General features: G+C 66.2%; 17 protein-coding genes and 1 riboswitch. Of the genes, 5 read left to right on the plus strand and 12 right to left on the minus strand.

Annotation, left to right across the window (positions count from 1 at the left end; translation table 11 throughout):
- Position 1: 1 nt before the first annotated feature.
- A riboswitch (yybP-ykoY riboswitch) is annotated at positions 2–175 on the minus strand.
- 97 nt (positions 176–272) lie between these two features.
- From HH302_RS02985 to HH302_RS03010, 6 genes are all read right to left on the minus strand, one after another.
- Complete coding sequence (locus HH302_RS02985; RefSeq protein ID WP_172198008.1) at positions 273–443, minus strand: hypothetical protein; 171 nt, start codon at positions 441–443, stop codon at positions 273–275.
- Between the two features lie 86 nt (positions 444–529).
- A complete protein-coding gene (locus HH302_RS02990; protein WP_172198011.1) occupies positions 530–1,699 on the minus strand; it encodes an MFS transporter in 1,170 nt (389 codons plus the stop codon).
- Positions 1,700–1,747: 48 nt separating this feature from the next.
- Positions 1,748–2,650 carry a carbohydrate kinase family protein gene (locus HH302_RS02995; RefSeq protein WP_172198014.1) on the minus strand — a complete coding sequence of 301 codons (903 nt, stop codon included), beginning with the start codon at positions 2,648–2,650 and terminating at the stop codon, positions 1,748–1,750.
- 3 nt (positions 2,651–2,653) lie between these two features.
- The gene (gene malZ, locus HH302_RS03000; protein WP_172198017.1) at positions 2,654–4,483 is read right to left on the minus strand and encodes a maltodextrin glucosidase; all 1,830 of its coding nucleotides are present in this window, start codon (positions 4,481–4,483) and stop codon (positions 2,654–2,656) included.
- Positions 4,484–4,583: 100 nt separating this feature from the next.
- Positions 4,584–5,663, minus strand: coding sequence for a GGDEF domain-containing protein (locus HH302_RS03005; RefSeq protein ID WP_172198020.1), 1,080 nt, complete (start codon positions 5,661–5,663; stop codon positions 4,584–4,586).
- A 79-nt stretch (positions 5,664–5,742) separates the two neighbouring features.
- On the minus strand, positions 5,743–7,731 hold the full coding sequence (locus HH302_RS03010) for a DUF1631 family protein (RefSeq protein ID WP_172198023.1): 1,989 nt from the start codon (positions 7,729–7,731) through the stop codon (positions 5,743–5,745).
- Between the two features lie 233 nt (positions 7,732–7,964).
- Between HH302_RS03010 and HH302_RS03015 the strand changes: the two genes are divergently transcribed.
- Positions 7,965–9,239, plus strand: a complete 1,275-nt coding sequence (locus HH302_RS03015) for a Glu/Leu/Phe/Val dehydrogenase (RefSeq protein WP_172198026.1) — start codon at positions 7,965–7,967, stop codon at positions 9,237–9,239.
- Between the two features lie 67 nt (positions 9,240–9,306).
- On the opposite strand, the gene mlaD is transcribed toward HH302_RS03015, so the two are convergent.
- The 4 genes from mlaD to HH302_RS03035 are packed head-to-tail and all read right to left on the minus strand — an operon-like array spanning position 9,307 to position 13,997.
- The gene (gene mlaD / locus HH302_RS03020; RefSeq protein WP_172198028.1) at positions 9,307–9,774 is read right to left on the minus strand and encodes an outer membrane lipid asymmetry maintenance protein MlaD; all 468 of its coding nucleotides are present in this window, start codon (positions 9,772–9,774) and stop codon (positions 9,307–9,309) included.
- A 37-nt stretch (positions 9,775–9,811) separates the two neighbouring features.
- Positions 9,812–11,356 carry a DHA2 family efflux MFS transporter permease subunit gene (locus HH302_RS03025; protein ID WP_172198030.1) on the minus strand — a complete coding sequence of 515 codons (1,545 nt, stop codon included), beginning with the start codon at positions 11,354–11,356 and terminating at the stop codon, positions 9,812–9,814.
- 8 nt (positions 11,357–11,364) lie between these two features.
- Positions 11,365–12,492 (minus strand): HlyD family efflux transporter periplasmic adaptor subunit, encoded by a 1,128-nt coding sequence (locus HH302_RS03030; protein ID WP_172198032.1) that lies wholly within the window; start codon positions 12,490–12,492, stop codon positions 11,365–11,367.
- Between the two features lie 23 nt (positions 12,493–12,515).
- Positions 12,516–13,997 (minus strand): efflux transporter outer membrane subunit, encoded by a 1,482-nt coding sequence (locus HH302_RS03035; RefSeq protein ID WP_371814555.1) that lies wholly within the window; start codon positions 13,995–13,997, stop codon positions 12,516–12,518.
- A 100-nt stretch (positions 13,998–14,097) separates the two neighbouring features.
- Here HH302_RS03035 and HH302_RS03040 point away from each other — a divergent pair, with 100 nt between their 5' ends.
- Positions 14,098–14,709, plus strand: a complete 612-nt coding sequence (locus HH302_RS03040) for a TetR/AcrR family transcriptional regulator (protein ID WP_172198034.1) — start codon at positions 14,098–14,100, stop codon at positions 14,707–14,709.
- Between the two features lie 11 nt (positions 14,710–14,720).
- On the opposite strand, the gene HH302_RS03045 is transcribed toward HH302_RS03040, so the two are convergent.
- Together HH302_RS03045 and HH302_RS03050 are read right to left on the minus strand one after the other, a co-directional pair.
- Entirely contained in the window at positions 14,721–16,739 is a 2,019-nt protein-coding gene (locus HH302_RS03045; protein WP_172198036.1) for an ABC transporter substrate-binding protein, read from the minus strand.
- Positions 16,736–17,980, minus strand: coding sequence for an EAL and HDOD domain-containing protein (locus tag HH302_RS03050; RefSeq protein ID WP_172198038.1), 1,245 nt, complete (start codon positions 17,978–17,980; stop codon positions 16,736–16,738). Before HH302_RS03050 ends, HH302_RS03045 begins: the two co-directional genes overlap by 4 nt.
- 109 nt (positions 17,981–18,089) lie before the next feature.
- On the opposite strand from HH302_RS03050, the gene HH302_RS22685 reads away from it, so the two are divergent.
- The 3 genes from HH302_RS22685 to HH302_RS03065 are packed head-to-tail and all read left to right on the plus strand — an operon-like array spanning position 18,090 to position 22,221.
- Entirely contained in the window at positions 18,090–19,622 is a 1,533-nt protein-coding gene (locus HH302_RS22685) for a DUF4118 domain-containing protein (protein ID WP_172198041.1), read from the plus strand.
- A complete protein-coding gene (locus HH302_RS03060; RefSeq protein WP_172198044.1) occupies positions 19,619–20,308 on the plus strand; it encodes a response regulator in 690 nt (229 codons plus the stop codon). Before HH302_RS22685 ends, HH302_RS03060 begins: the two co-directional genes overlap by 4 nt.
- 26 nt (positions 20,309–20,334) lie before the next feature.
- On the plus strand, positions 20,335–22,221 hold the full coding sequence (locus HH302_RS03065) for a potassium transporter Kup (RefSeq protein ID WP_172198047.1): 1,887 nt from the start codon (positions 20,335–20,337) through the stop codon (positions 22,219–22,221).

Consider the following 22,221-nt stretch of genomic DNA (forward strand, 5'->3'; position numbering starts at 1 on the left):
GAACTCCCTGGCCGGCGGATCCAATGACCACGCGCGCCCCGGCCAGTCCGGCAGCGTCGTGGTCAATGGTCTTGCCAAGTACGGGAACCGCCTGCGCCATGGCCGGGTGGGCCAAGTGTGTTGACGCAGGCCCCTCCGCTGGCGCGAAGGGCGGCTACTCCCCAATGACGGCGTGAATTTTAGCGTGTTCGGCCGCGATGGTCGAACGCGGCGTACTCAGATCGTTGCCGCGGGCCGGGGCGGTGAGGCCCTTGCGCCTCGCCCGAAGGGGTTCAACGCAGGCCGAGCCGGCCTTCTTCGTAAGTGGCGAGCAGGCCCCAGGTGCGGCCGCGGCGGCGAACCACATCCAGCATTGCCAGGGCTCGCAGGCTCAGGGCGGCGTCACAGGCGCGCAGCGGAGCACGCAGGGCTGAGGAGGTCAGGGTGCGGGGCATGCGGATCATGGCGGGTCTCCGGTGAGGGCTTTGAACAACGTATAGCTGGAAGCTTATACAGTATCGGAACTGTATGCAATGCCAGTGGTGGTTGTTCAGCGTTGATCGGCAGTTTCGCTTCGTGGTCGAAGCGCCCGCGTGGTCAGCAGCGCGACGAGCGCGGCAAACACGGCAACGACGAAGAGCCCGACGCCAAGGCCCCAGTGCTGCGCAATCGCCCCGATTACCGGCGGGCCGATCATGAAGCCGAGGTAGCCACAGCTGGAAACGCCAGCGATACCGCGGGCCGGTGTGATGCCGGGAATCCGGGCTGCCGCGGTGAAGAGCACGGGTACGACGTTGGCGAATCCGATGCCGACCAGCGCGAAACCGAGCAAAGCGGCCCAGGGTTGGGCGATCAGCAAGGCGGCGCTCATCGCGGCTGCGGCAAGCCAGGCAGAGGCGCGCAGCAGCGGTTCCGGCCCCACATGCGCGCGCACCCAGTCGCCGCCGAAGCGCGCGGTGGCCATTGCCGCGGAGAAGGCGCCGTAGGCCAGGGCCGCCTGAGCCTGCGGGCTGCCCAGCTCCTTGGCCATGTAGAGCGTGCTCCAGTCGTACATCGCGCCTTCGCCCACCAGACCGAGGGCAGCCAGCAAGCCGAGCAGCAGAATCGGCCCCGGGGGCAGGCTGAAGCCGCCACTTGGCTCGTCCGGGGAATGAGTGGCTTCATCCGGCAGCATCCAGCGGCTTGCGATCAGGATCACCGCGCCGCCGCCGATGCCGGCGAGCAGAAGGTGCGTTGTCGGCGCGACACCCGCGGCCGCGACCAGGCTGCCGATGCCGGCGCCGACCATGCCACCAAGGCTGAAGAAACCATGGAAGGAGGACATGATCGGCCGCGCATAGGCGTGCTCGACTGCCACCGCTTCCGCATTCATCGCGACGTCGAAGGCGCCGGTCGCAAGCCCGAATGCGAACATCAGCGCGAGCATTGCGAGATAGCCAGGCATCCCGAGCAGCAATACCAGCGGCGCGGCGACGGCCACGCCGCCCACCGTCACGACCGGCCGCGCGCCATGCTGTGCGACCCAATGGCCGACCCGAGTCAGCGCAATCAGGGCGCCGATGCCGGAGGCCAGCATCAGGCCGGCGAGTGCCGATTCGGACAGCAGGTAATGCGCCTTGACCGTGGGCACATGCACGCCCCAGGTGGCAAACAGCAATCCGCTGACGAAGAAGTGCGCCTTGGTCGCAATGCGGGCGGCAACCGGGGTGATACGGGCCATGCGGTGAATCCAGATCAATCAATCGGTGACGGGGTGGGCGCCTGCGCCTCAGTAGGTGGCAGCGATCGCTTCGGCGAAGCGCGCTGCGTTCATGAGCCCGCAGGTTGCGCCACTCTCGCTGATTTTCGTGCCGGCAAACAGCGCCGCGTTACGAAGCGCAAGCGGGGCACGGGTACCGCGCAGCGTCTGGTCGACGAAGGCGGAGAACAGCGCGTCGCCGGCACCGATGGTGTTCACCACGCCGCGTGGTGCGATTGCTGGAACATGCAGCGCGTCGGCACCGCGTTCCGACAACAGTGCGCCGCCAGCGCCGAGGCCGACGACCAGCACACGCGGATCGAAGCGTGCGCGCAGCGCGGCGATGGCCTCCTGCGGTGCGCAGGGCAACTGCTCGTGTGACAGGAACAGAATGTCCGCCGCGGCCATGAAGTCGCGGTTGTACGCGTCGTCAAAGTTGCTGAGCGCATGCACATCCGTGGCGATCGGGATGCCGCGTTCGCGCGCCGCGGCGAGCAAGGGGCGTGCGAAGTTGATGTTGCACACCACCGCCAGAGCGGCGTCGGCGAGCAGGCTGTCGACCTTGTCCTGCGGATAGTGATTCTCTTGCAGGTCTTTCAGGTCACAGTGGATCTGGCGATTGCCGTCCGGTGCGACGAGGATCACCGACTGCGAAGTGGCCGAAGCGATCCGCGCGACGTGGCCGCCATCCAGCCCGAAGCGGGGCAGGGCGGCGAGCAGGTTGTCGCCCGGTTCATCCTGCCCGATCAACGTGGCGAGCCTGACTTCATGGTCGAGGCCCGCCAGTGCGACACCGACGTTCAGCCCGACGCCGGCATGCGCCTGCGTGATGCCGTGAAAGGGGTAGGTGACCGGGTAGTAGGGGAGCGGAAAGCCCTCGATACGCAGGTTGGTTTCCAACGTATAGAGCCCTGCGACTGCAACGCGTGCCATGGCTTAATCCTCGCCGAGCAGGATCACATGCGAGCGGGGCGGCAGGATCGTCGTGATCCAGCCCGGCTCGTTGGCGATCGGCTCGCCGCCAGGCGCGCACCAGTGCTTCTTGTGCAGCGGCAGCACCCACAGCGGCAGGCGCACGGCATGCGGGCGATCGCCCCGGTTGAGGGCGAACACCGACACCGACTCTTTCGTGTAACGCGCGAACGCATAGGTGTCACCTTCGGCCAGCAGGGTCTGATAGGCGCCGTGGCGCAGTTCGGGCCGTGCCTTGCGCAGTGCGATCAGCGCCTTGTAGTGCTCGAACAGTTCGCGATTCCAGTGGTTGCGATCCCAGTCGAAACAGCGGCGGCAATCCGGGTCCTGACCACCTTCTAGGCCGATCTCGTCGCCGTAGTAGATGCAAGGCACACCAGGGTAGGCAAAGAGCAGGCTCACGGCGAGCTTCATCGCTTCGGTGTCGGTGCCTACCAGCGTGAAGAAGCGCGCGGTGTCGTGGCTGTCGAGCAGGTTCAGCTGCGTGAGCTGGTTGTCGTAGGGGATGCGGCCGCGTGCCGAATCGAGCCAGGCACCGAACTCCACCGTATCGAGCCGCGCCGCGTGATACGCGATGTCGGTGCCGGCCAGCCATTCGCGCACAGGGTGCGCGAAGCCGTAGTAGTTCATCGCGCCGTCTTCCTGGTCGCCCTGCAGCCAGCGCGTGGCCTCGTTGAAGTGCTCGCCCATCACATAGGCTTGCGGGTTCTCTTCGCGCAGGGTTTTGCGGAATTCGCGCACATAGTGGGCGTTGTTGTTCGAGCCAGGGCCTTCACCCAGCATGTGGATCACGTCGAAACGCCAGCCATCGATGCTGTAGGGCGCCCGCATCCAGTGCCGCAGCACCGCATTGGGCCCAGCGTAGATCGCGTCACGCAGGCCTTGCGAGCTGAAATCCAACACCGGCAGCGACTTGTGACCGTTCCAGCCGTAGTAGTAGCCGGCTTCGTCGAAGTAGTACCAGTCGCGCCACGGTGACTTCGCGCTCTGCGTTGCGCCGACGCTGTCGTGCCGGCCGTGCAGGTTGAACCAGGGGTGGTTGGTGCCGGTGTGGTTCACCACTGCGTCGAGGATCAGCCGCATGCCGCGGCACTTCATCTCGGCGGACAGCGCGGCGAGGGACTCATTGCCGCCCAGGTGCGGGTCGACGTTGAAGTAGTCCTCGGTGTCGTACTTGTGGTTACTCCCCGAGACGAAGATTGGGTTGAGATAGAGCGCGGTCACGCCGAGCTCGTTCTGCAGGTAGTCGAGGCTGCGGCGCACGCCGATCAGGTCGCCGCCATAGAACTCGGTGGCCGGCAGCTCGGGATTCACCGGCTCGCCCCAGCGCTTGGCGACCACCTTCATGCGGCCGCTGCCGTACGTGTATTCGCCGGTCTGCACCGCAAGCGAGGGGTCGCCCTGGCAGAAGCGGTCGGGGAAGATCTGGTAGAAAACCTGATCACGCACCCATGTCGGCGGCGTATCGACGCGGTTGATGCGGAACATCTGGTCGCGATGCGGCACGCGATGGTGCTGGCCATCGCCGGCCAGCCAGTACTGCTTGCCTTCTTCGATGACCTTGAAGCAGTAGACGGTCGGGTCGTTGCCCGAATCCCATGGCAGGGTGGCCTCGAAACGGTGCAACTCGGCTTCGCGGCCGGTATGGGTCATGTCGATGAAGCGCGCTTCGTTGTCCGGCTCGCAGCGCAACATCACCGTGAGCCCCTCGCTGCGCTCGGTCAGCAGTGTGAGCTTGACGCCTTCCTTGCCGCGGACGAGCCACGGTTCTACCTGGGGGTGTAGCAGGAACATGCTTGCTCCTTGAGTCGTGATGGCTGCACTCTAGCCAGGGTGTCATCCACCTGCGTCGGCGGAGGCGGTGGATCTTGCGGGGTGGAGACGGCGAGGCGCCTTACGCCGCAGTGCCAACCTGGCGCCGGTCCAGCGTGTGCCCGGCCAGCTCGGTGCGGTTGCGCCCCGCATGTTTGGCGGCATAGAGGGCGCGGTCGGCCCGCTCGATCAGGCTGGCGATCGATTCGCCCGGCTGGTGCAGGGCAAGCCCCGCCGAGAGGGTGACGGCACGGCCGACGGCCTCAACCACCTGGCCCGCGCAAGCTTCGCGCAGGCGCTCGATGCTGTGTTGCGCCTGCTCGTAGTCACCATGCAGCACGACGACGAATTCTTCTCCACCCCAGCGCGCAATCACGTCGCCCTTGCGCAGCGTGTCGCGGGCAAGCAGGGCGAAGCTGCGGATCACCTCGTCACCCGCAGCGTGGCCGAACTGGTCGTTGATCTGTTTGAAATGGTCGAAATCAAGCACCGCAACGCAGAACGCGACCTGGTTGGGGGTGGAGAGGCGCGTCAGCTGATCGAGATAGGCCAGTGCGGCGCGCCGGTTGTAGAGGCCGGACAGTTCATCGCGATCAGACAGGCGCTTGTAGCGGTTGTAATCGAACAGTCGCCCCGCCACGTACGCGGTGAAGGGCAAGACGAGCATCAATGCCATCCACTGTACGAGCTCCAGTTCCAGCGCAGCGCCACGCATGCCCAGCCAGTGGCTGGCTGCGATTGCAAGCGGCAAGCCAGCGGCAGGGATCAGGCAGAGCCGGAGCAGGACCGGCGTGGTAAGCGCGAAGGCGCCGAACTGCAGCGGAAGGATGTAGGCCAGCATCACGATGCCGCGCAAGGGGCCGGCAAACGTCAGTACCAGCGTGCAGTTGAGCATGGCGGCCGCGATCTGCGCTTCGGTCAGGGACGGGTCGCGCCAGCGCAGGTTCGCGCCGCTCGCGATCAACGCCACGAACAAGGCCGGCGTGCACAGGAACATCACCAGCACGATGTACAGGGCGCCCAGCGGGAAGAGCCCGATGCCGCAGGCCACCGCCAGTACCGTTGCACTGGCGCCGTAAAACAGGAACGCAAGCAGGCTGCGGCGCAAACGCAGGCGCTGCGCGCGGGCAATCTGCTCGGTGGTGTAGGTCGCTTGGCTCAACGGCGTGCTCGCGATTCCGGATCGGGCAAGGCTATTCGATGACCTACGGATCGAACAACCGGAAGCTTGAGAGCTTGTGCTACTGCGTGGCGCCCCGCAGGCGTTTGAGCGCAGCGGCTGAGGCCGCCTCGAAGAGCGGCGTTTCGTCGAGCCGGCGTGCATCACCCGTTTGCAGCTCGCGTTCCAGTGCCCGCATCGTGACGCCCATGACGCCGCGACGGTCGGGGTCGCAGATCACAATCGCATGCCGACCGGGCCCGATCCAGCCGACGCAGCCGCGCACCCGCCGGTTGTCCGGCAGCGAGAACTCGATCCAGTCCCCCGCCTTGAGCGTCGCCAGCTCGGCGTTCGGCAGGCTCTCACGTCCCGGCGCGCCGTTCAGTCGCAGCACCTTCAAGCCCGGCGCTTCGCCAACAGTGCCGAACTCGAGCGTCGGTTGTGGCGCCGCATAGGGCACATCGGCCGGCGCCGCCTGGCCGTTGATCGCTGCGGTGTGGAATTGCATGCACGGCGCCAGCAGCTCGCGCGCCTGCTGTTCGCTCACGCCCACCATTGCGAGGCCGTCTGCCGCACGGCGAAGCAGTTCCGGCAACAGTTTGAGCAAGTGTTGCCGCTCTTCCGGCGTGGTTTTCGGTTGCACGCTCCAGATCAGGCGGTCAGCCACCATCAGCTGGTTGCGCCATTCGGGGCTCTTGTCGCCATGCGCCGCGAGTGTCGTTTGAAGCACACGCAGCCAGTGCTGCTCGAGGAAGCCGCGCACGACGTTGGGTACGCCCTCGCTGGCGAGTGCGCGGATCGCCTTGGATGCGAAACGCAGCGCGGCTTCTTCGCGCTCCACGCGCGCGGCCAGTGCGTTTGATGCAGTAGCGAGCTGGATCGCAAGTGCGCGCCGTTCGCCAGCCACCTGTTCGACACGCGAGAGCGCCCGCTCGAACACCGCAGCGTCGCGGCCAAAGTCACGCAGCACGCCGGTCGTCACGGTTTTGACGAACACGCAAACCGGGTGATCGGCGTTGGCCGAAGGCGACATGCCGTGCACGCATTCGCCGATCGCGTTGATGAGCCGACGTGCCGCATGGTCCGGGGTTTCCAGCATGTCCGGATCGAGCAGGGCGAGCTTCATCATCGGCAGCGACAGCGTCGACAAGGCGCTGCGGATTGGCGTGGCGAGCTTGCGATCCTGTTCGATGACCTTGAAAACATGCTCCAGCGCATCGACCGCGGCGCGTTCGCGCGGGCCGAGCAGGGGGCCAAGATCGCTGCCGCTCAGGGCCGCGACATCGCCACCCGAGGCTGCGTTGGCTTGCTGGGTGTCGAGCCAGCCGAGCACTTGTTCGCGCACTGCAGCGGCGAGCGTTGCATCGATCGCCGCGCCGTTGCCGGCACCGAGGCGGGTGACGGCGGCACGATGCAGCTCACCGAAGCTGCCGGCACCCCAGGCATGTGCGTCGCTCGCGGGGCCGCGTGCCGGGGCTGCCGGGCTTTGCGAACCGCTGCGGCTGAGCGACTTGGGCTCGACGCCGCGGCTTTCGAGTTCTCGATTGAGTTGGGCGTAGAGCGCGTTGAGGCCGCTCGCCAGGCGTGGCTCGATCCGTTCTAGCAATTTCAGGCGCGACGCCGGATCCAGCCCGGCCGCATCGGATAGCGCACGCAGCCCGCAGCAGGCGGTTTCGGGGCCGACGGGTAGCTGCTCCAGCGCAGCGTCGTCGCTTTGGTCCAGCAGCGTCATGTAGCGCTGGTGCAGGCGGCCCAGTTCGCGGTCGCAGCGTTCGCGCAGCCGGCGCGCCAGATCGTTGATGCGGATCGTGAATTCGAGGTCTTCCTCGTGCACCAGGCTGATGCGCGAGGCGGTCAGGCCGCGTGCGTTTTCAAAACCGCGGCGGTCGCGCAGGCCGGCGAGTTCGTCGTGGCTTTCGATCGTGCCGCGGCGCAGGCCCTCGAGCGCTTCCGGGTGGCTGAAGCCGCTGTCGCGCGCAACTTCGTCGAGCGTTTGCAGCAGTGCGTTGCGGCCGTGCGCAACCAGTTGCTCGGCAATCGTGGAAGAGGCGGGCGAAGGGGCGTCGTTCATGTCGCGGTCGTCAGGTCGATAACGGCCCCGGCAGTCTGCCAAGGCGAAGTCACTATACCTCTGCGAGGCAGCGCTGCGTGCGGCGCATCCTCGCAAGTCCCTGTCGCCGCGTCTTGGGTTTTTGGCGCCAGAGGCGCGGCAGAATGCGGCGCAGGGCGGTGATCCTGCCCTTTTTGTGGCCCGCCGGGCCATTCATAAATGTTGTCAAAAGCAACACCCGTAACGGGGGAGACATGATGAACGGGCTTTCATACGTCGCAACTACGGCCGGGGGGCCGTGGGCGACATACCTCGAACAGGTTGAGCGCGTGGTGCCGTATCTGGGCCATCTGGCACGCTGGGCAGAGACCCTGCGGCGCCCGAAGCGCGCGCTGATCGTCGATATCCCGATCGAGATGGACGACGGCAGCATCCGCCACTTCGAGGGCTTTCGCGTGCAGCACAACCTCTCGCGCGGCCCCGGCAAGGGCGGCGTGCGCTTCCATCCGGATGTCACGCTGGAAGAGGTGATGGCGCTGTCGGCGTGGATGACGGTGAAGAACGCTGCGGTGAATCTGCCTTATGGCGGCGCCAAGGGCGGTATCCGGGTCGATCCGAAGACCTTGTCGAAGAAGGAACTCGAGAAGCTCACGCGCCGCTACACCAGCGAGATCGGGCTGATCATCGGGCCGGACAAGGACATCCCGGCGCCGGATGTGAACACCAACGCGCAGATCATGGCGTGGATGATGGACACCTACTCGATGAACGTCGGCGCTACGGCGACGGGTGTGGTGACCGGCAAACCGATCGAACTGGGTGGTTCGCTGGGCCGTTTGAAGTCCACCGGCCGCGGGGTCTTCGTGATCGGGCGCGAAGTGGCTCGTCGCATCGATCTGCAGATCAACGGCGCGCGCATCGCGGTGCAGGGCTTTGGCAACGTTGGCAGCGCGGCGGCTGAACTCTTCGCCGGCAATGGCGCGAAGATCGTTGCGGTGCAGGATCACACCGGCACGATCTACAACCCGAACGGCCTCGACATCGCCGAGTTGATGGCGACCTTGCGCCGCGATGGCGGCATTGCGAAATGTCCGGGTGCAGAGGTGATCCCGAACGAACAGTTCTGGGACGTCGAGACCGAGTTCCTGATCCCGGCTGCTCTCGAAGGCCAGATCACGCCGGAGCGCGCCAAGCGGATCAAGACGCGTGTCGTGCTCGAAGGCGCGAATGGCCCGACGGTGCCTGAGGCCGACGATATCCTCACCAACAAGGGCGTGCTGGTGATACCCGATGTGATCGCCAACGCGGGCGGCGTCACGGTGTCGTACTTCGAATGGGTGCAGGACATCGCGAGCTTCTTCTGGAGCGAGGACGAGATCAACATGCGGCTCGAACGCATAATGTCCGAAGCCTTCCGCAAGATCTGGGATACCGCACAGGAGCATCGCATCTCGATCCGCACAGCGGCGTTCGTCGTGGCCTGCACGCGGATCCTGCAGGCACGCGAAGAGCGCGGTCTTTATCCGTGATCCGACGCTGAGCGTAAGGAAGCAAAGGGGCCGTGCGGCCCCTTTTTTCGTGCTTTGGCTCGCGCGTTCAACGCCCGGTCGAGGACGCCTGAGCCTTGTCATACAAGAGCCGCCCGACGAGATCCTCTAGCACCAGCGCCGACTGCGTACGTGAAATCGTGTCGCCGCCGGAGAGCTGCGTCGAGGCGCTGCCCGGCGACAGCGCGAGGTGCTGCTCGCCCAGCAGGCCGGCGTTGCGGATGCTCACCCGCGTATCGGCCGGGAAACGGTAGCGAGCGTCCATGTCGATCTCGACGACCGCGATGCCCGCTGCACCGTCATATCGAATCCCGCGTACACGCCCAACGACGACCCCGGCGGCCTTTACTGGCGCTTGCGGGCGCAGGCCACCGATCTGCTCGAAGCGGGCCTGCAGACGATAGGGCGCCGACGCTCGATCGAAGACACCGCTTGAGCGCAGCGACATGTAGACGAGCGCCATCGCGCCACAAAGCAATACGACGCCGACGAAGAATTCGATGTGGTGCAGCGCCATCAGCCGGCCTCGCGACACGCTTCGCTACGCCCCACGCTCAGTGGCCCGCCGCCGCTGCATCCACGACGCGCGTGGGGCGCGGGGCCAGCCAGATCGCAAATGCCGCGATGAAGAAGGCTATGCCAACCATCAACAGCAGTTCATTGGTGGCGACCATTACGGCCTGCCCCTGGGTGATCTGATCGAGCGTGGCGCGCACTGCATCGGCGGGCATGCCTTGCTGCGTCAGCGCTTGTGCGCTGGCGCCCTGCGGGTCGATGAGCCCGGCCAGTTCGGCGTGCTTTGCAGAAGCGCCGTCTTCCCACAGGGTAGTGACGAGCGAGGTGGCAAAAGCGCCCGAGACGGTTCGCAGGAAGTTGAGCAGGCCTGCGGCCGAGGCTGTTTCCGATTCCTCGACGCTGGCCAGCGCAAGCGCGTTCAGCGGCACGAAGAAGAAGGGCATGCCGAGCCCCATCAGCAACAGCGGCAGCGCGATCTGCCAGTAGTCCATGTCGGTGTTCGCCACCACCCGCAGCAGCGTCACGATGCCTAGCCAGATCACGCCGCCGAACACCAGCGGGCGCGGATCGACCTTCGCGGACAGCGCCGCGGCGACGGGTGCCACCAGCACCGCGAGCACGCCGCTCCATGCGGTGGTCATGCCGGCCCAGGTGGCGGTGTAGCCCATGTAGCTCTGCAACCACATCGGGGTCAGCACGTTGGCACCGAAGAAGGCGCCGAAGGCGAGGCTGATCGTCAGCACGCTGGCGGTGAAGCCACGATGGCGGAACACACGCAGATCAACGATCGGGTGCTGTTCGGTCAGCTCCCAGATCATGAACGCAGCAAAGCCGATCGTGGCGATGATCGCGAGCGCCCAAATCTTGCTGGAGGCAAACCAGTCGAGCTGCTTGCCTTCGTCGAGCATGATCTGCAACGCGGCGACCCAGATCACCAGCAGGCCCAGCCCGACCTTGTCGACCGGCACGCGTTCGAGCGGATGCTCGTAGCGCTTGAGCATCCGCCACGCCATCGTCGCGCAGGCAAGGGCCACGGGCACGTTGATGTAGAAGATCCAGGGCCAGGAGAAGCTGTCGCAGATCCAGCCGCCGAGGATCGGGCCGAGGATGGGCGCGATCAGCGTCGTCATCGCCCACAAGCCCATTGCTGCCCCCTGCTTGTCCTTCGGGAAAATGCGCAGCATCAGTGTCTGCGAGAGCGGCATCATCGGGCCGCCCGCGAGGCCTTGCAGCACCCGTGCCGCGACGAGGAAGCCGAGCGAGTTGGCGAAACCGCACAGCGCCGAGAACACGCCGAACATCATCATCGCGCTGACGAACACCCTTACCGCACCGAAGCGCGCGGCGAGCCAACCGGTCAGCGGTACGGTGATGGCCTCGGCCACCGCGTAGGAGGTGATCACCCAGGTACCCTGGCTGGTCGACGCGCCCAGCCCGCCGGCGATGCTGTTGACCGACACGTTGGCGATCGTCATGTCGAGCACGGCGATGAAGTTGGCGGCGGCCAGCACAAGGGCGGCCGCCCAAAGCGCGCCGCCGTGCAGCGGCGCGTCGCCCGAATGAAGCGTGGTGTTCGAAGACATGGCGGCGCTCAGTGACGGGTGTCGATCGTCGCGATCATCGAGAGTCCGACCTGCAGCGGGCGCTCGGCCAGCTCCTCTGCCTTGAGGCGCACACGTACCGGCAGGCGTTGCACCACCTTGATCCAGTTGCCGGTTGCGTTCTGCGCCGGGATCGTCGCAAACGCGGCACCGGTGCCGCCCGAGATGCCCTCGACCACGCCGTGATACACAACGTCGCTGCCGTAGCGGTCCGAGTGCAGTTCAACCGCTTGGCCAACCTGCACGCGATCGAGCTGCACTTCCTTGAAGTTGGCGTCCACATGCATCTGCTGCACCGGCACCACGTTGAGCAGCGGTGCGCCGGCCTGGATACGCTGGCCAACCTGCACCTGGCGGCGGGCGATCACGCCATCCACCGGCGCACGCACGACGGTGCGTTCGAGGTCGACGCGGGCCTGGTCACGCCGTGCGCGGGCTAGTGCGACTTCCGGGTTGCTGTCGAGGTCTGCGTTTTCGATCAGCACGGCATTGGCCTCGCGCGAGCCTTGCGCGGCGGCGCGGTTGGCGCGGGCCTGTGCGGCTGCGGCGCGTGCAACGTCGAGGTTGGCCTTGGCTGTGGCGAAGGCGTTCTGCGCGCGGGTCAGCTCTTCACCGGAGACGGAACCCGAACCTGCGAGCGCTTCACGGCGCTTGAGATCGATCTCTGCACGTTCGAAATCCGATTCGGCAGCGACAAGCTGGGCGGCGGCGCGGCGCTCGTCGGCATCGCGCGCCTGAATCTGCGCCGAGAGGCCGTTGTCGTTGGCGACATAGCCCTTCACGCGGCGCACGGCACGGCCGAGTTCGGCCTCGGCCTGTGCCAGCGCGAGGCGCGCATCGGTGTCGTCGATCACGACGAGCACGTCGCCTTGCTTCACGCTTTGCGTGTCGACCACCTTCACGGCGGCGACGGTGCCGCCGACCGACGGCGTGACCTGCGCCACTTCGGCCGCGGTGTAGGCGTTGTCGGTGCTGATGAAGCGTGAGGCGTGGAAATGCCAGTAGAGGCCGTAGCCGATCGCGCTGAGTGCGATGACACCGCCAAGGGCGGCGAACAGGCGCTTGCGGCGCAAGCTGTTGTCAGGGGTGGCGAGCGTCGTGGTGAGTGTGTCGGACATGATCAATTCCTCGGGGAGATTTCTTAGTTGTTCTGGTAGCCACCGCCCAGCGCGCGCACCAGCGCGACATCGAGCGTGAAAGCGCGTGACTGCATGTCGGTGAGCGAGCGCAGGCTGGCGAGCAGGGCGTCTTCAGCGGTCAGCACATCGAGGTAGTTCGAGAGCCCGCCGTCGTAGCGGTTGTTGGCGATGCGCCAGGCCTCGCGCGCCGCGCCCACGGCTTCATCCGCCTTGGCGAGCTGGGCACCGAGCGCGCGCTGGCTGGTTGCCGCGTCGGCCACGTCATGCAAGGCCTGGGTGACCGCCGCGTCGTAGTTGGCGACGGCCTCGGCGTAGTCGGCGTTTGCGCCCCGCAGCTGGCCCCGCAAACGGCCGCCGGAGAAGATCGGCAGCGAGATCGCCGGCCCGATGCTGCCGACGAAGGAGCCGGGCTTGGTCAGCAAGTCGAGCCCGAGCGACTGCACGCCGACGAAGGCGGCAAGGTTGATGTCTGGGTAGAACTCCGCGGTGCGCTGGTCGATGCGCTTGGCGGCCGCTTCGGCGCGCAGGCGCGCGGCAACGACATCCGGCCGACGGCCGAGCAGGTTGGCATTCAGTTCAGCCGGCAAGCCAAAACTGCGGTCCAGATTGACGCTGGGCCGGGCGATGGCGATGCCGCGGTCCGGGCCGGCGCCGAGCAGGGCGGCGATGCGGTTCTTCTGCAGCGTGATCTGTTCGTCGGTGGCAAGCAGATCGCCTTCCGCGGCGGCGCGGCGGGCATCGACCTGGCGCACGCTGCCGAGCGTTTCGAGGCCGTTGTCGTATCGTTGGCGGAACAGCATGGCGGTCTTCGTGCGCACCTGAACCGCGGCTTCAGCGGTGTCGCGGGCGGCATACAGGCGCGCGAGTTCGGCGTAGGCCGCAGTGATCGATGCCGAGAGTGCAAGGCGCGCTTGTGCGGCGTCGGCGCGGCTGGCCTCGACTTCAGATGTGGCGGCGGCGAGTGCCGCGCGGTTCTTGCCCCAGAAGTCGAGTTCCCAGCTGAAATCCAGCGTCGCACGGCCGTAGTCGTGCCAACCCTCGGGCGTCATCGAGCGGGGCGTCAGGTAGTTGTAGCTCTGGTGCTGTTCGGTAGCGGATGCGTTGGCGCTGACTTGCGGCAGGCGCGCGGCGCCGGCGATCTGGGCGCCACTCTCGGCGCGGGCGAGGCGGGCGCGGGCTGCGTTGAGGCTGGGCGCGCCTTGCAGCGCTTCAGCGATCAACTGGTCAAGCTGTGCATCGCCGTAGTGGGTCCACCAGGCATCCTGCGGCCACTGGGCGAGCGGTGCTGCGAAGCTTTGTGCGCTGGCGTAGGCCGAGGCCGGCTTCGGTGAAGCGGGCGAATCGAGAGCGGGAAGCTGGGCGCAGGCGCCCAGCATCAGCACGCCCGAGATGCCCAGAGCGGTCGAGAGTTGGTGCAGCCGGGGCAGCGGCCTGGTTGTGTTTATCGCGGGCGCCAGCGCCGCGTCAATCGAAGGGGGCGTCACGGTGTTTTGCCTATAACTGAACTGTACGGTTCAATTAAAACTTGACGCCAGACGCCTGTCAATCAAAACTGTACGGGTGAGTTTAAAAAAGGGTTAAACGATGCGGACGAAGACTGAAGAGCGCCGACAGCGAATCGTCGATATCGCCGCCGATGCCTTTCGCGAGCAAGGTTTCGAGCACACCTCGATGGCGGAAATCGCGAGCCGCGTCGGCGGCTCGAAGGCGACGCTCTACAACTACTTCCCGTCGAAGGAGGCGCTCTTTGTGGAGGTGACGCTGCAGGCCGCACATCATCACATGGAGCAGGCCTTCACCTTGCTGAGACCCGATGACGACCTGCGTGGCGTGTTGCAGCGCTTCAGTGAGCGTGCGCTGGCGGTGTTTGGCTCGCAGTCCTTCATTTCGATGCGGCGCACGGTGATCGCCGAGTCGAGCCGGCAGGGCGTCGGGCCGTTGTTTTACGAGAATGGCCCGGGCAAGGGAACGATACAGATAGAGAACTACCTGCGCGCGGCGATGGAGCGCGGCCAGCTTCGCCAGTGCGACTGCCGCATCGCTGCGCAGCACTTGCGCGGCCTGATCGAGGCGGAGACGATGGAGCCGTTGCTGTTCCGGCTGGTGGAAGGTTTTACGCCGGCGGAGATTTCAGCGATTGTGAGTCGCGCCTTGGACGTGTTTTTCGCGGCCTACGGCCCGCGCGAGGCCCGCTGACGGCCGCGCCTTCAATCGACCACGTTGGCCTCGCCGCCGTGGGCAACCGCTACGCCATGTTTGCCCGCGTGTTTGACGCGGTACATCGCTGCGTCCGCTGCGCGTAGCAGGGCTTCCGCCGAACTGCCGTGCTGCGGGCTGAGGCTCACGCCAATGCTGGCGCCGATATGCGCGAACTGTGCCGGGCGTACTTCGATCGACATCCGCACCGCTTCTTCTGCTTTATGGGCCACGACCAGCGCGGCATCACGATCTGGCACATCGAGCAGCAGGATCACGAATTCATCGCCGCCGATACGTGCCACGGTGTCTGAATCGCGGATCAGCCGGCGCAGGCGCATCGCCACCGTCCGCAGAACGATGTCACCCGCCTCATGCCCTTGCGTGTCGTTGACCTGCTTGAAGTCGTCCAGATCGATGTAGATCAGCGCGATATGGCCGGTGTGGCGCTGGGCCAGCGATAGTGCGCGCTCGAGCCGGTCGTAGAAGAGCGAGCGATTGGCGAGGCCTGTCAGCGGGTCGGCGTGTGCCATCAGTTGCAGCCGGCTTTCGAGTTCGCGCTGGGCGGTGACGTCGATGGCCATCGCGACCACCCGGTGCTGGCGACCATCGCTCGAGGGCATCACCGCGAAGCGCCAGTCGCAGCGGATCCGCCGCCCGCTCGCGGTATTCGCCCAGGTCTCGCCGGAATGGCTGCCGGTGGCGTCGCGGCGGGTGTCGTCCAGCAGTGTGCGCATCGCGGCTCGGTCAGTGTCGGGTGCGAGCAGGTCCAGCAGATTGCGCGCGCGGGCGTCCTCAAGCTTCCAGCCAAAGGTGCGCTCCGCAGCCTGGTTCCAGTCCTGCACCTTGTCGTCGTCGCTCAGCACGATCAGCGCCAAGGGGGCGGTGTCGATGATCACGCGCTGCCGCTCGCGGCTGGCGTTCAGGCGCCAGTTCAGGCGCAGCACGTAGGCGCTGCTTGCCGCGATCAGCACCATCGCGGCGAGCGCAACCATCAGCCAGCGCCGGGTGCGGTCGTTTTCGCCGATTGCGCCGTCTTCGTAGAGGAAGCCGTCGAGCGAGGCGCCGGCCGGCATCAGGCCGAGTTCGGCGTAGGTGTCGGCGATATGCTGCCAGCGCCCGACGTGCATGTAGCCCGGTTCCACCAGCGTCGGCTGCAGCAGGCGCTCCATCACCTTGGCCTCGTAGCGCAGGTGCTCGACGCTGTGCCGGTCGCCATACTGCGTGAGGATCAGGTTGATGATCTCGTCCGGGTGCTGCATCGCGTAAGCCCAGCCTTTCAGCGTGGCTTCGCGGAACGCGCGCACGCGTTCCGGGTGTTTGCGGATCTGCGCCTCGGTGGTGAAGAGGTTGTCGCCGTAGAAATCGATGCCAGCGGAACGGGGTTCGAAAAGCTCGTAGGCGACACCGGCTTCGCCCAGCTCGAAGGGTTCGTCGGTCGCGTACACCGACATCGCATCGAGCTTGCCCGCCACCAGATCCTGGACGTTGAAGTTGTGCGTGACCAACTGCATCGAATCGGAGGCGATGCCCTCGCGCTGCAGGTAGGCAAAGAGTTCGGCCGAGTTCGGCTCGATCATGACGCGCTTGCCGGCGAGGTCGTGCAGGCTGCGGATGCCGCTTTCGCGACGCGCGGCGAGCGCCAGCGGCGAATGCTGGAAGATCACCGCCAGCACGACCACCGGCTTGCCTGCATTACGCAGCAGCAGCAACTCGCTGGTGCCAACGCCGAAGTCGGCGCGCCCGGCGAGTACTTGCTGGATCGGATCTTCGCCTTCGTTCGCCTCGCGGATTTCCACATCGAGGCCGGCGTCCCAGTAGTAGCCCTTGTAGAGCGCGGCGTAGTAGCCAGCGAACTGGAACTGGTGGCGCCATTTGAGCTGCAGCGTCACGCGGTCCTGCTCCGGCGCGGCGGATGCGGCGGGGGCGCAGAGGGTGCCAAAGCTGACGATACCCACCACCAGCAAAGTCAATGCGCCGCGCATCAGCGCGGTCAGTCGATTCCGGTGCGAGGGTGTCAGTGCTGTCATTCCGATACGGGTTTGCCGATCTGTGATGCCCATGTCATGGCTGAGGCCTCAGCGGCAAACACCGCCATCGGCGCAATGCCCGGGCAGTGCGCGAGTGCGGCAAGGAATGCATCCTGGTCCGCACCCTCCAAAGTCTCCACCAAGTGTAACAAGGCGCCGAGCGGTCCGGCGCGTTCTCGCACTGCGGCGCTCAGTGTGGCAGAAACCGGCAGACCTTTGAGGATGTCGTCCATCGGCGTCATCAACAGGGCAGGCAACAGCGAGACGATGCCCGCAAGGAAGGCCTCGTCACGCAGCCGGTAGAGGCTGCTGTCCGGCGTGCCGGCGAGGATCTCCATCGTGCGGCCACGCGTGGCGGCGAGGATCATCAGCGGATCGTTCTGGCTGTGGCTGCCGGGGCGTGCGAACAGCAGAAGCTGGATCCAGCGTTGCAACGGCCTGCGGCCGAGCGCTGTGATGGCGTGGCGCAGCGAATGAACCGGACTGCGCAGCCCCGAGCCGGCGGAGTTGACCAGGCGAAGCAGGTTCACCGTCAGGCTCGGGTCCGGCTTCACGACGCTTTCCAGTTCCTCGGTGTCCGCATCCTGCATGACCAGCCCCAGCAGGCGCAGCAGCGTCATCTCGTTGTGGTCGAGTTTCCTTTGCGCCAGGATCGTTGGCCGGGCGAAGAAATACCCCTGGAACAACTCAAAACCCAGATCGCGGCAAAGATCCGCCTGTGCCTGGGTGTCCACCTTCTCTGCCAGCAGCGGCACACCAAGCGGCAACAGGCGCGCTGTCAGTGCACGCAAGGCGGCTTCGTCGAGCGGCTGGATATCGACCTTGATGAAGTCGACCATCGCCAACAGCTCGCGGAAGCGGTCCTCGGCGCCGATGTAGTCGTCGAGCGCGAGCATGAAGCCCTTGTCGCGAAGCACGCGGCATCGCGCGAGGACTTCCGGCGTCGGATCGACGGTTTCGAGGATCTCCAGCACGATGCGGTCGCACGGCAGCACCTCGATCGCGTCGGAGAGCAGCAGGTTCGCATCGCAGTTGATGAAACCGAGGCCGCTGCCGAGTGCGGCATCGATGCCAAGATCGGAAAATGCGCGGGTCAGAACGACGGCAGTGGCTTCCGTGTCGTTCGTGACCTCGGCCCGGTTTTCCTTGCCGCCGCGGAACAGCAACTCGAACGCGACCAACTGCTTGTCGCGGTCCAGGATCGGCTGGCGGCCGAGAAAGGCTGTGCTGGAATCCGTCATACCGATGATTACGGCAGCGGCGGGGCAATGTTGAGTGATCGTTTTCGCAAACTTTTGCGTCGTGTTTACACACTCGGCGCTAGGCTTCACATCAGACCAATCCACTGCCGTGCCCGTGATCCCAACCGCCACTCATCCCGTCGAAGTCTCGCGCCCGCGCGCCAGCGGCTATGCGGCGGCGCTCGCGATCGTTGCGTTGGTCAGCGTGGGCGGCGTGCTGGTGTTGCCCGACCTGGCACTGACCAACCTCGCCATGCCCTACCTGCTGGGCGTTGTGGGGATCGCCGTGCGCTATGGCCGAGGCCCGGCGGTGCTGTGCGCGGTGAGCAGCGTTGCAGCCTTCGATCTGCTCTTTGTACCGCCGCGCTTCTCGCTCGCGGTGCATGATCTTGAATACCTCGTCACCTTCGCCGTCATGCTGCTGGTTGGGCTTGTGGCGGCCGAGCTGACCGCCCGCTTGCGCGCCGAGGCGGCCCGCGCTGCCGCCCGCGAGCAGGAAACCGCCGCGCTGTACGCCGCGGCCGAGCGCTTTGCCGGCTGCTACGCGGCTGAGCAGGCGGCCGAGATCGTGCAGGACGTCTTGCGGTTGCAAGGTGGCGTGCGCGCGCAGCTTTGGCAGTGCAATGCAGGTGAGGCTGCGGTGCCCCGGGGTGGCGATCTGCCGGCGGCTTGCGTGCCGTCGCGCGCCCTGAGCCTGGCGCTGGAGGCCGATGCACCCTTCGACTGGGCTGACCCCCCGGCACTTGAGCATGATCTGCGGGTTCAGCCGCTGCGTGTGGCGGGCCGGCCGCGTGGTGTGCTGGTGGCGGAGTTGTCGCCCCAGGCGCGCGAGACGCGAGCACGCGAACTGGTTGCCGCACTCGGCGCCTTGGCTGCGACCGCGCTTGAGCGCCTGCACTATGTCGAGGTCGCACAGCGTACCGATATCGAGATGGCGCGCGAGCGCCTGCGCAACACCATCCTGTCCGCGCTCTCTCACGACATCCGCACACCGTTGACAGTGCTGGTCGGCCTCAGCGATGCGCTCGCCGCGTCGCCGCTGGCGAATACGCCCGCCACCGCACAAACCCTTGCGAGCCTGCGCGAACAGGCGCTCGCTCTGGGCGCGTTTGCCAACGATCTGATCGACATGGCGCGTCTGCAGAGCGGCGTGGCGCTGCGCCGCGAGTGGGAGTCGATGCAGGAGATCGTCGGCGCCGCGGTGGCGACGCTGGAGCCGCAACTGCCGAGTCATCGTTTGCGCATCGATGTGCCCGCCGAGCTGCCGCTCGTCGAATGCGATGCAGTGCTCGCCGCGCGCCTGGTTGCCAACCTGCTCGACAATGCCCTGCGCTACACGCCAGCCGGCAGCGAGATCCGCATCAGCGCCAGCGCGCCCGCCGGCGAAATGCGTTTGCAGGTTGCGGACGATGGCCTCGGCCTGCCGCCGGGCGATGCCGAAGCGCTTTTCCAGCCCTTTGCGCGTGGCCAGGCTGAGGGCGGGCCCAGTGGCTCGGGCCTCGGGCTCTCTATTTGCCGCGCGGTGGCCGAGTTGCATGGGGGGCACATCGGCGTGACCGCGAACACACCGCACGGCTGCATCTTCGAATGGGTGCTGCCGCGCCGCGACATGCCGGCGATCGACGAGGAGCCCGCTGCATGAGTGCGCTGCCGGATCTGGTGATGGTGGTTGAGGACGAGCCGCGTATTCGAGCGCTGGTGGCGGATGCGCTGCGCGCGGCCGACTACGCGGTGCACGAGGCAGGCACCTTGCGCCAGGCGCTGACCGACGCGGCCAACCGCAACCCCGCACTGGTCGTGCTGGATCTTGGTCTGCCCGATGGCGATGGCGCGGAATTCGTGCGCCGGATGCGCGATTGGTCGGCGGCGCCGGTGCTCGTGCTCTCGGCCCGTCACGATGAGGCAGTGAAAGTGGCGGCGCTCGATGCAGGTGCCGACGACTACCTGACCAAACCCTTCTCGATGCCGGAGCTACTTGCCCGCGTGCGTGCGCTGTTGCGGCGCCAGCTCAAGGCCCGTGTGCCACAGGCGAGCGTCGCGTTCGGCGATGTCGAGCTCGACCTTTCGCGTCAGCAGGTCACCCGGGCGGGCGAGCTGGTGCACCTCACGCCGACCGAGTACCGCCTGCTTGTCGCGATGGTGGCAGGGCAGGGCCGCGTATTGACCCATCGCCACCTGCTGCGCGAGGTATGGGGGCAGGCCTACGCCGAGTCCGCCCACTACCTGCGCATCTACGTCGGCCATTTGCGCGCCAAGCTCGAAGACGACCCGGCGCGCCCGAAACACTTCATTACCGAAACAGGGGTCGGCTACCGCTTCGTCGTCTGACGCTGCGCTGCGACCGGAGAATCTTGATGTCACACAGCAATGAAAAGAGCTCGCAGTCAGCGCTGACGCTGGCTGCCTTGGGGGTCGTGTTCGGCGATATCGGCACCAGCCCGCTCTACGCCTTGAAGGAAGCCTTCACGCAACAGCATCACCCGCTCGCCGCTACACCGGACAACGTGTATGGAATCCTGTCGCTGATCGTATGGACACTGCTGATCGTCGTAACCCTGAAGTATGTGGTGTTCGTGCTGCGTGCCGACAACCACGGAGAGGGCGGCGTGGTGGCGCTGATGGCGCGTGTGCTCGGGCATGCCGGTGAGTCTCGTCCGCGCAAGCGCATGACGGTGATCGTGCTGGGTCTGGCGGGGGCTGCGCTGTTTTACGGAGACGGTGTCATCACGCCGGCAATCTCGGTGTTGTCGGCGGTCGAGGGGCTTGAGATCGCCACGCCGGCGGCGACACGCTTTGTGGTGCCGATCACGCTTGCGATTCTGGTCGGGCTGTTCCTGGTGCAAAAGCATGGCACCGCGAAGGTCGGCGGCGTGTTCGGGCCGGTGGTTGCGATCTGGTTCGGCGTGCTTGCGCTGGTTGGGCTCTACAACATCATGCATCACCCGGAGGTGCTGTTCGCGTTGTCGCCGCACCATGCCGTCCGCTTCTTCATTGAACATGGGTCAATTGCCTTCCTGGCACTCGGCGCGGTATTCCTGACCGTGACCGGTGCCGAGGCGCTGTACGCCGACATGGGCCACTTCGGCGCGAGGCCGATCCGTCTGGCGTGGACCTTCGTGGTACTGCCCGGCCTGCTGCTCAACTACTTCGGCCAAGGTGCGCTGCTCATCAGCAGCCCCGATGCGGTGCGCAATCCGTTCTTCCTCGCGGTGCCGGGTTGGGGCGTGTACCCGATGGTGGCGCTCGCAACGGCTGCGTCGGTGATTGCGTCGCAGGCCTTGATCAGCGGTGTCTATTCGGTAACGCGGGAGCTGATCCAGCTCGGCTTCTGCCCGCGCATCTCGATTCAGCACACGTCTGGCGCGCAAATGGGTCAGATCTACGTGCCGTTCATGAATTGGACCTTGCTGCTGCTAGTGGTGCTGGTGGTGCTGGGTTTCCGCTCTTCGAGCAATCTGGCCGCGGCGTACGGCATCGCGGTGTCGATGACGATGGTGATCACGTCGGTGCTCGCCTTCTCGCTGGTGCGGCGCGACTGGAAGTGGCCGACCTGGGTTGCGGTGCTGGTATGGGGCCCGCTGCTGACGATCGAAACCGCCTTCCTGCTTGCCAACGGCACCAAGATTCTCGATGGCGGCTGGTTCCCGCTGCTGTTCGGCGGCTTCCTGTTCATGCTGCTGTCGACCTGGCGCCGCGGGCGTGAGCTCCTCGCGGAGCGCAGCGAAGGCGAGGGCATTCCGCTCGCCCCCTTCATCGAAGGTCTGGTCGCCGATCCGGGCCTTGCCCGCGTGCCGAGCGAAGCGGTGTTCCTGTCGCCGCGTGGCAATGCCGTGCCGCGTGCGCTCTTGCACAACCTCAAGCACAACATGGTGATGCACGAGACCACCGTGTTCGCGAGCGTGATCTTCCTGCCGCAGCCGCGTGTGCAACCTGCGCAGCGCGTACTGGTGGAGCGCATCGCGGGTGGTTGCTGGCGGGTGCGGCTCTTCTTCGGCTTCATGGAAGACCCGGACGTACCTGCGGCGCTGGAATGGTGTGCCGAGCAGGATCTCGCGCTCGACCCGATGCGTGTCTCCTACTTCCTGAGCCGGGAAACCCTGTTGCCCACGCCGGGCGAGGGCATGGCGCTGTGGCGCGAGCGGGTGTTCGAGTTCATGTTCCGCAATGCCACCAGCGCGGCCGCGTTCTTCAAGCTGCCCCCGAACCGGGTGGTGGAGCTGGGCAGCCAGATCGCGATCTGA

Origin of the sequence: Niveibacterium sp. COAC-50 (assembly GCF_013184235.1) — a bacterium.
Taxonomy (GTDB): domain Bacteria; phylum Pseudomonadota; class Gammaproteobacteria; order Burkholderiales; family Rhodocyclaceae; genus Niveibacterium; species Niveibacterium microcysteis.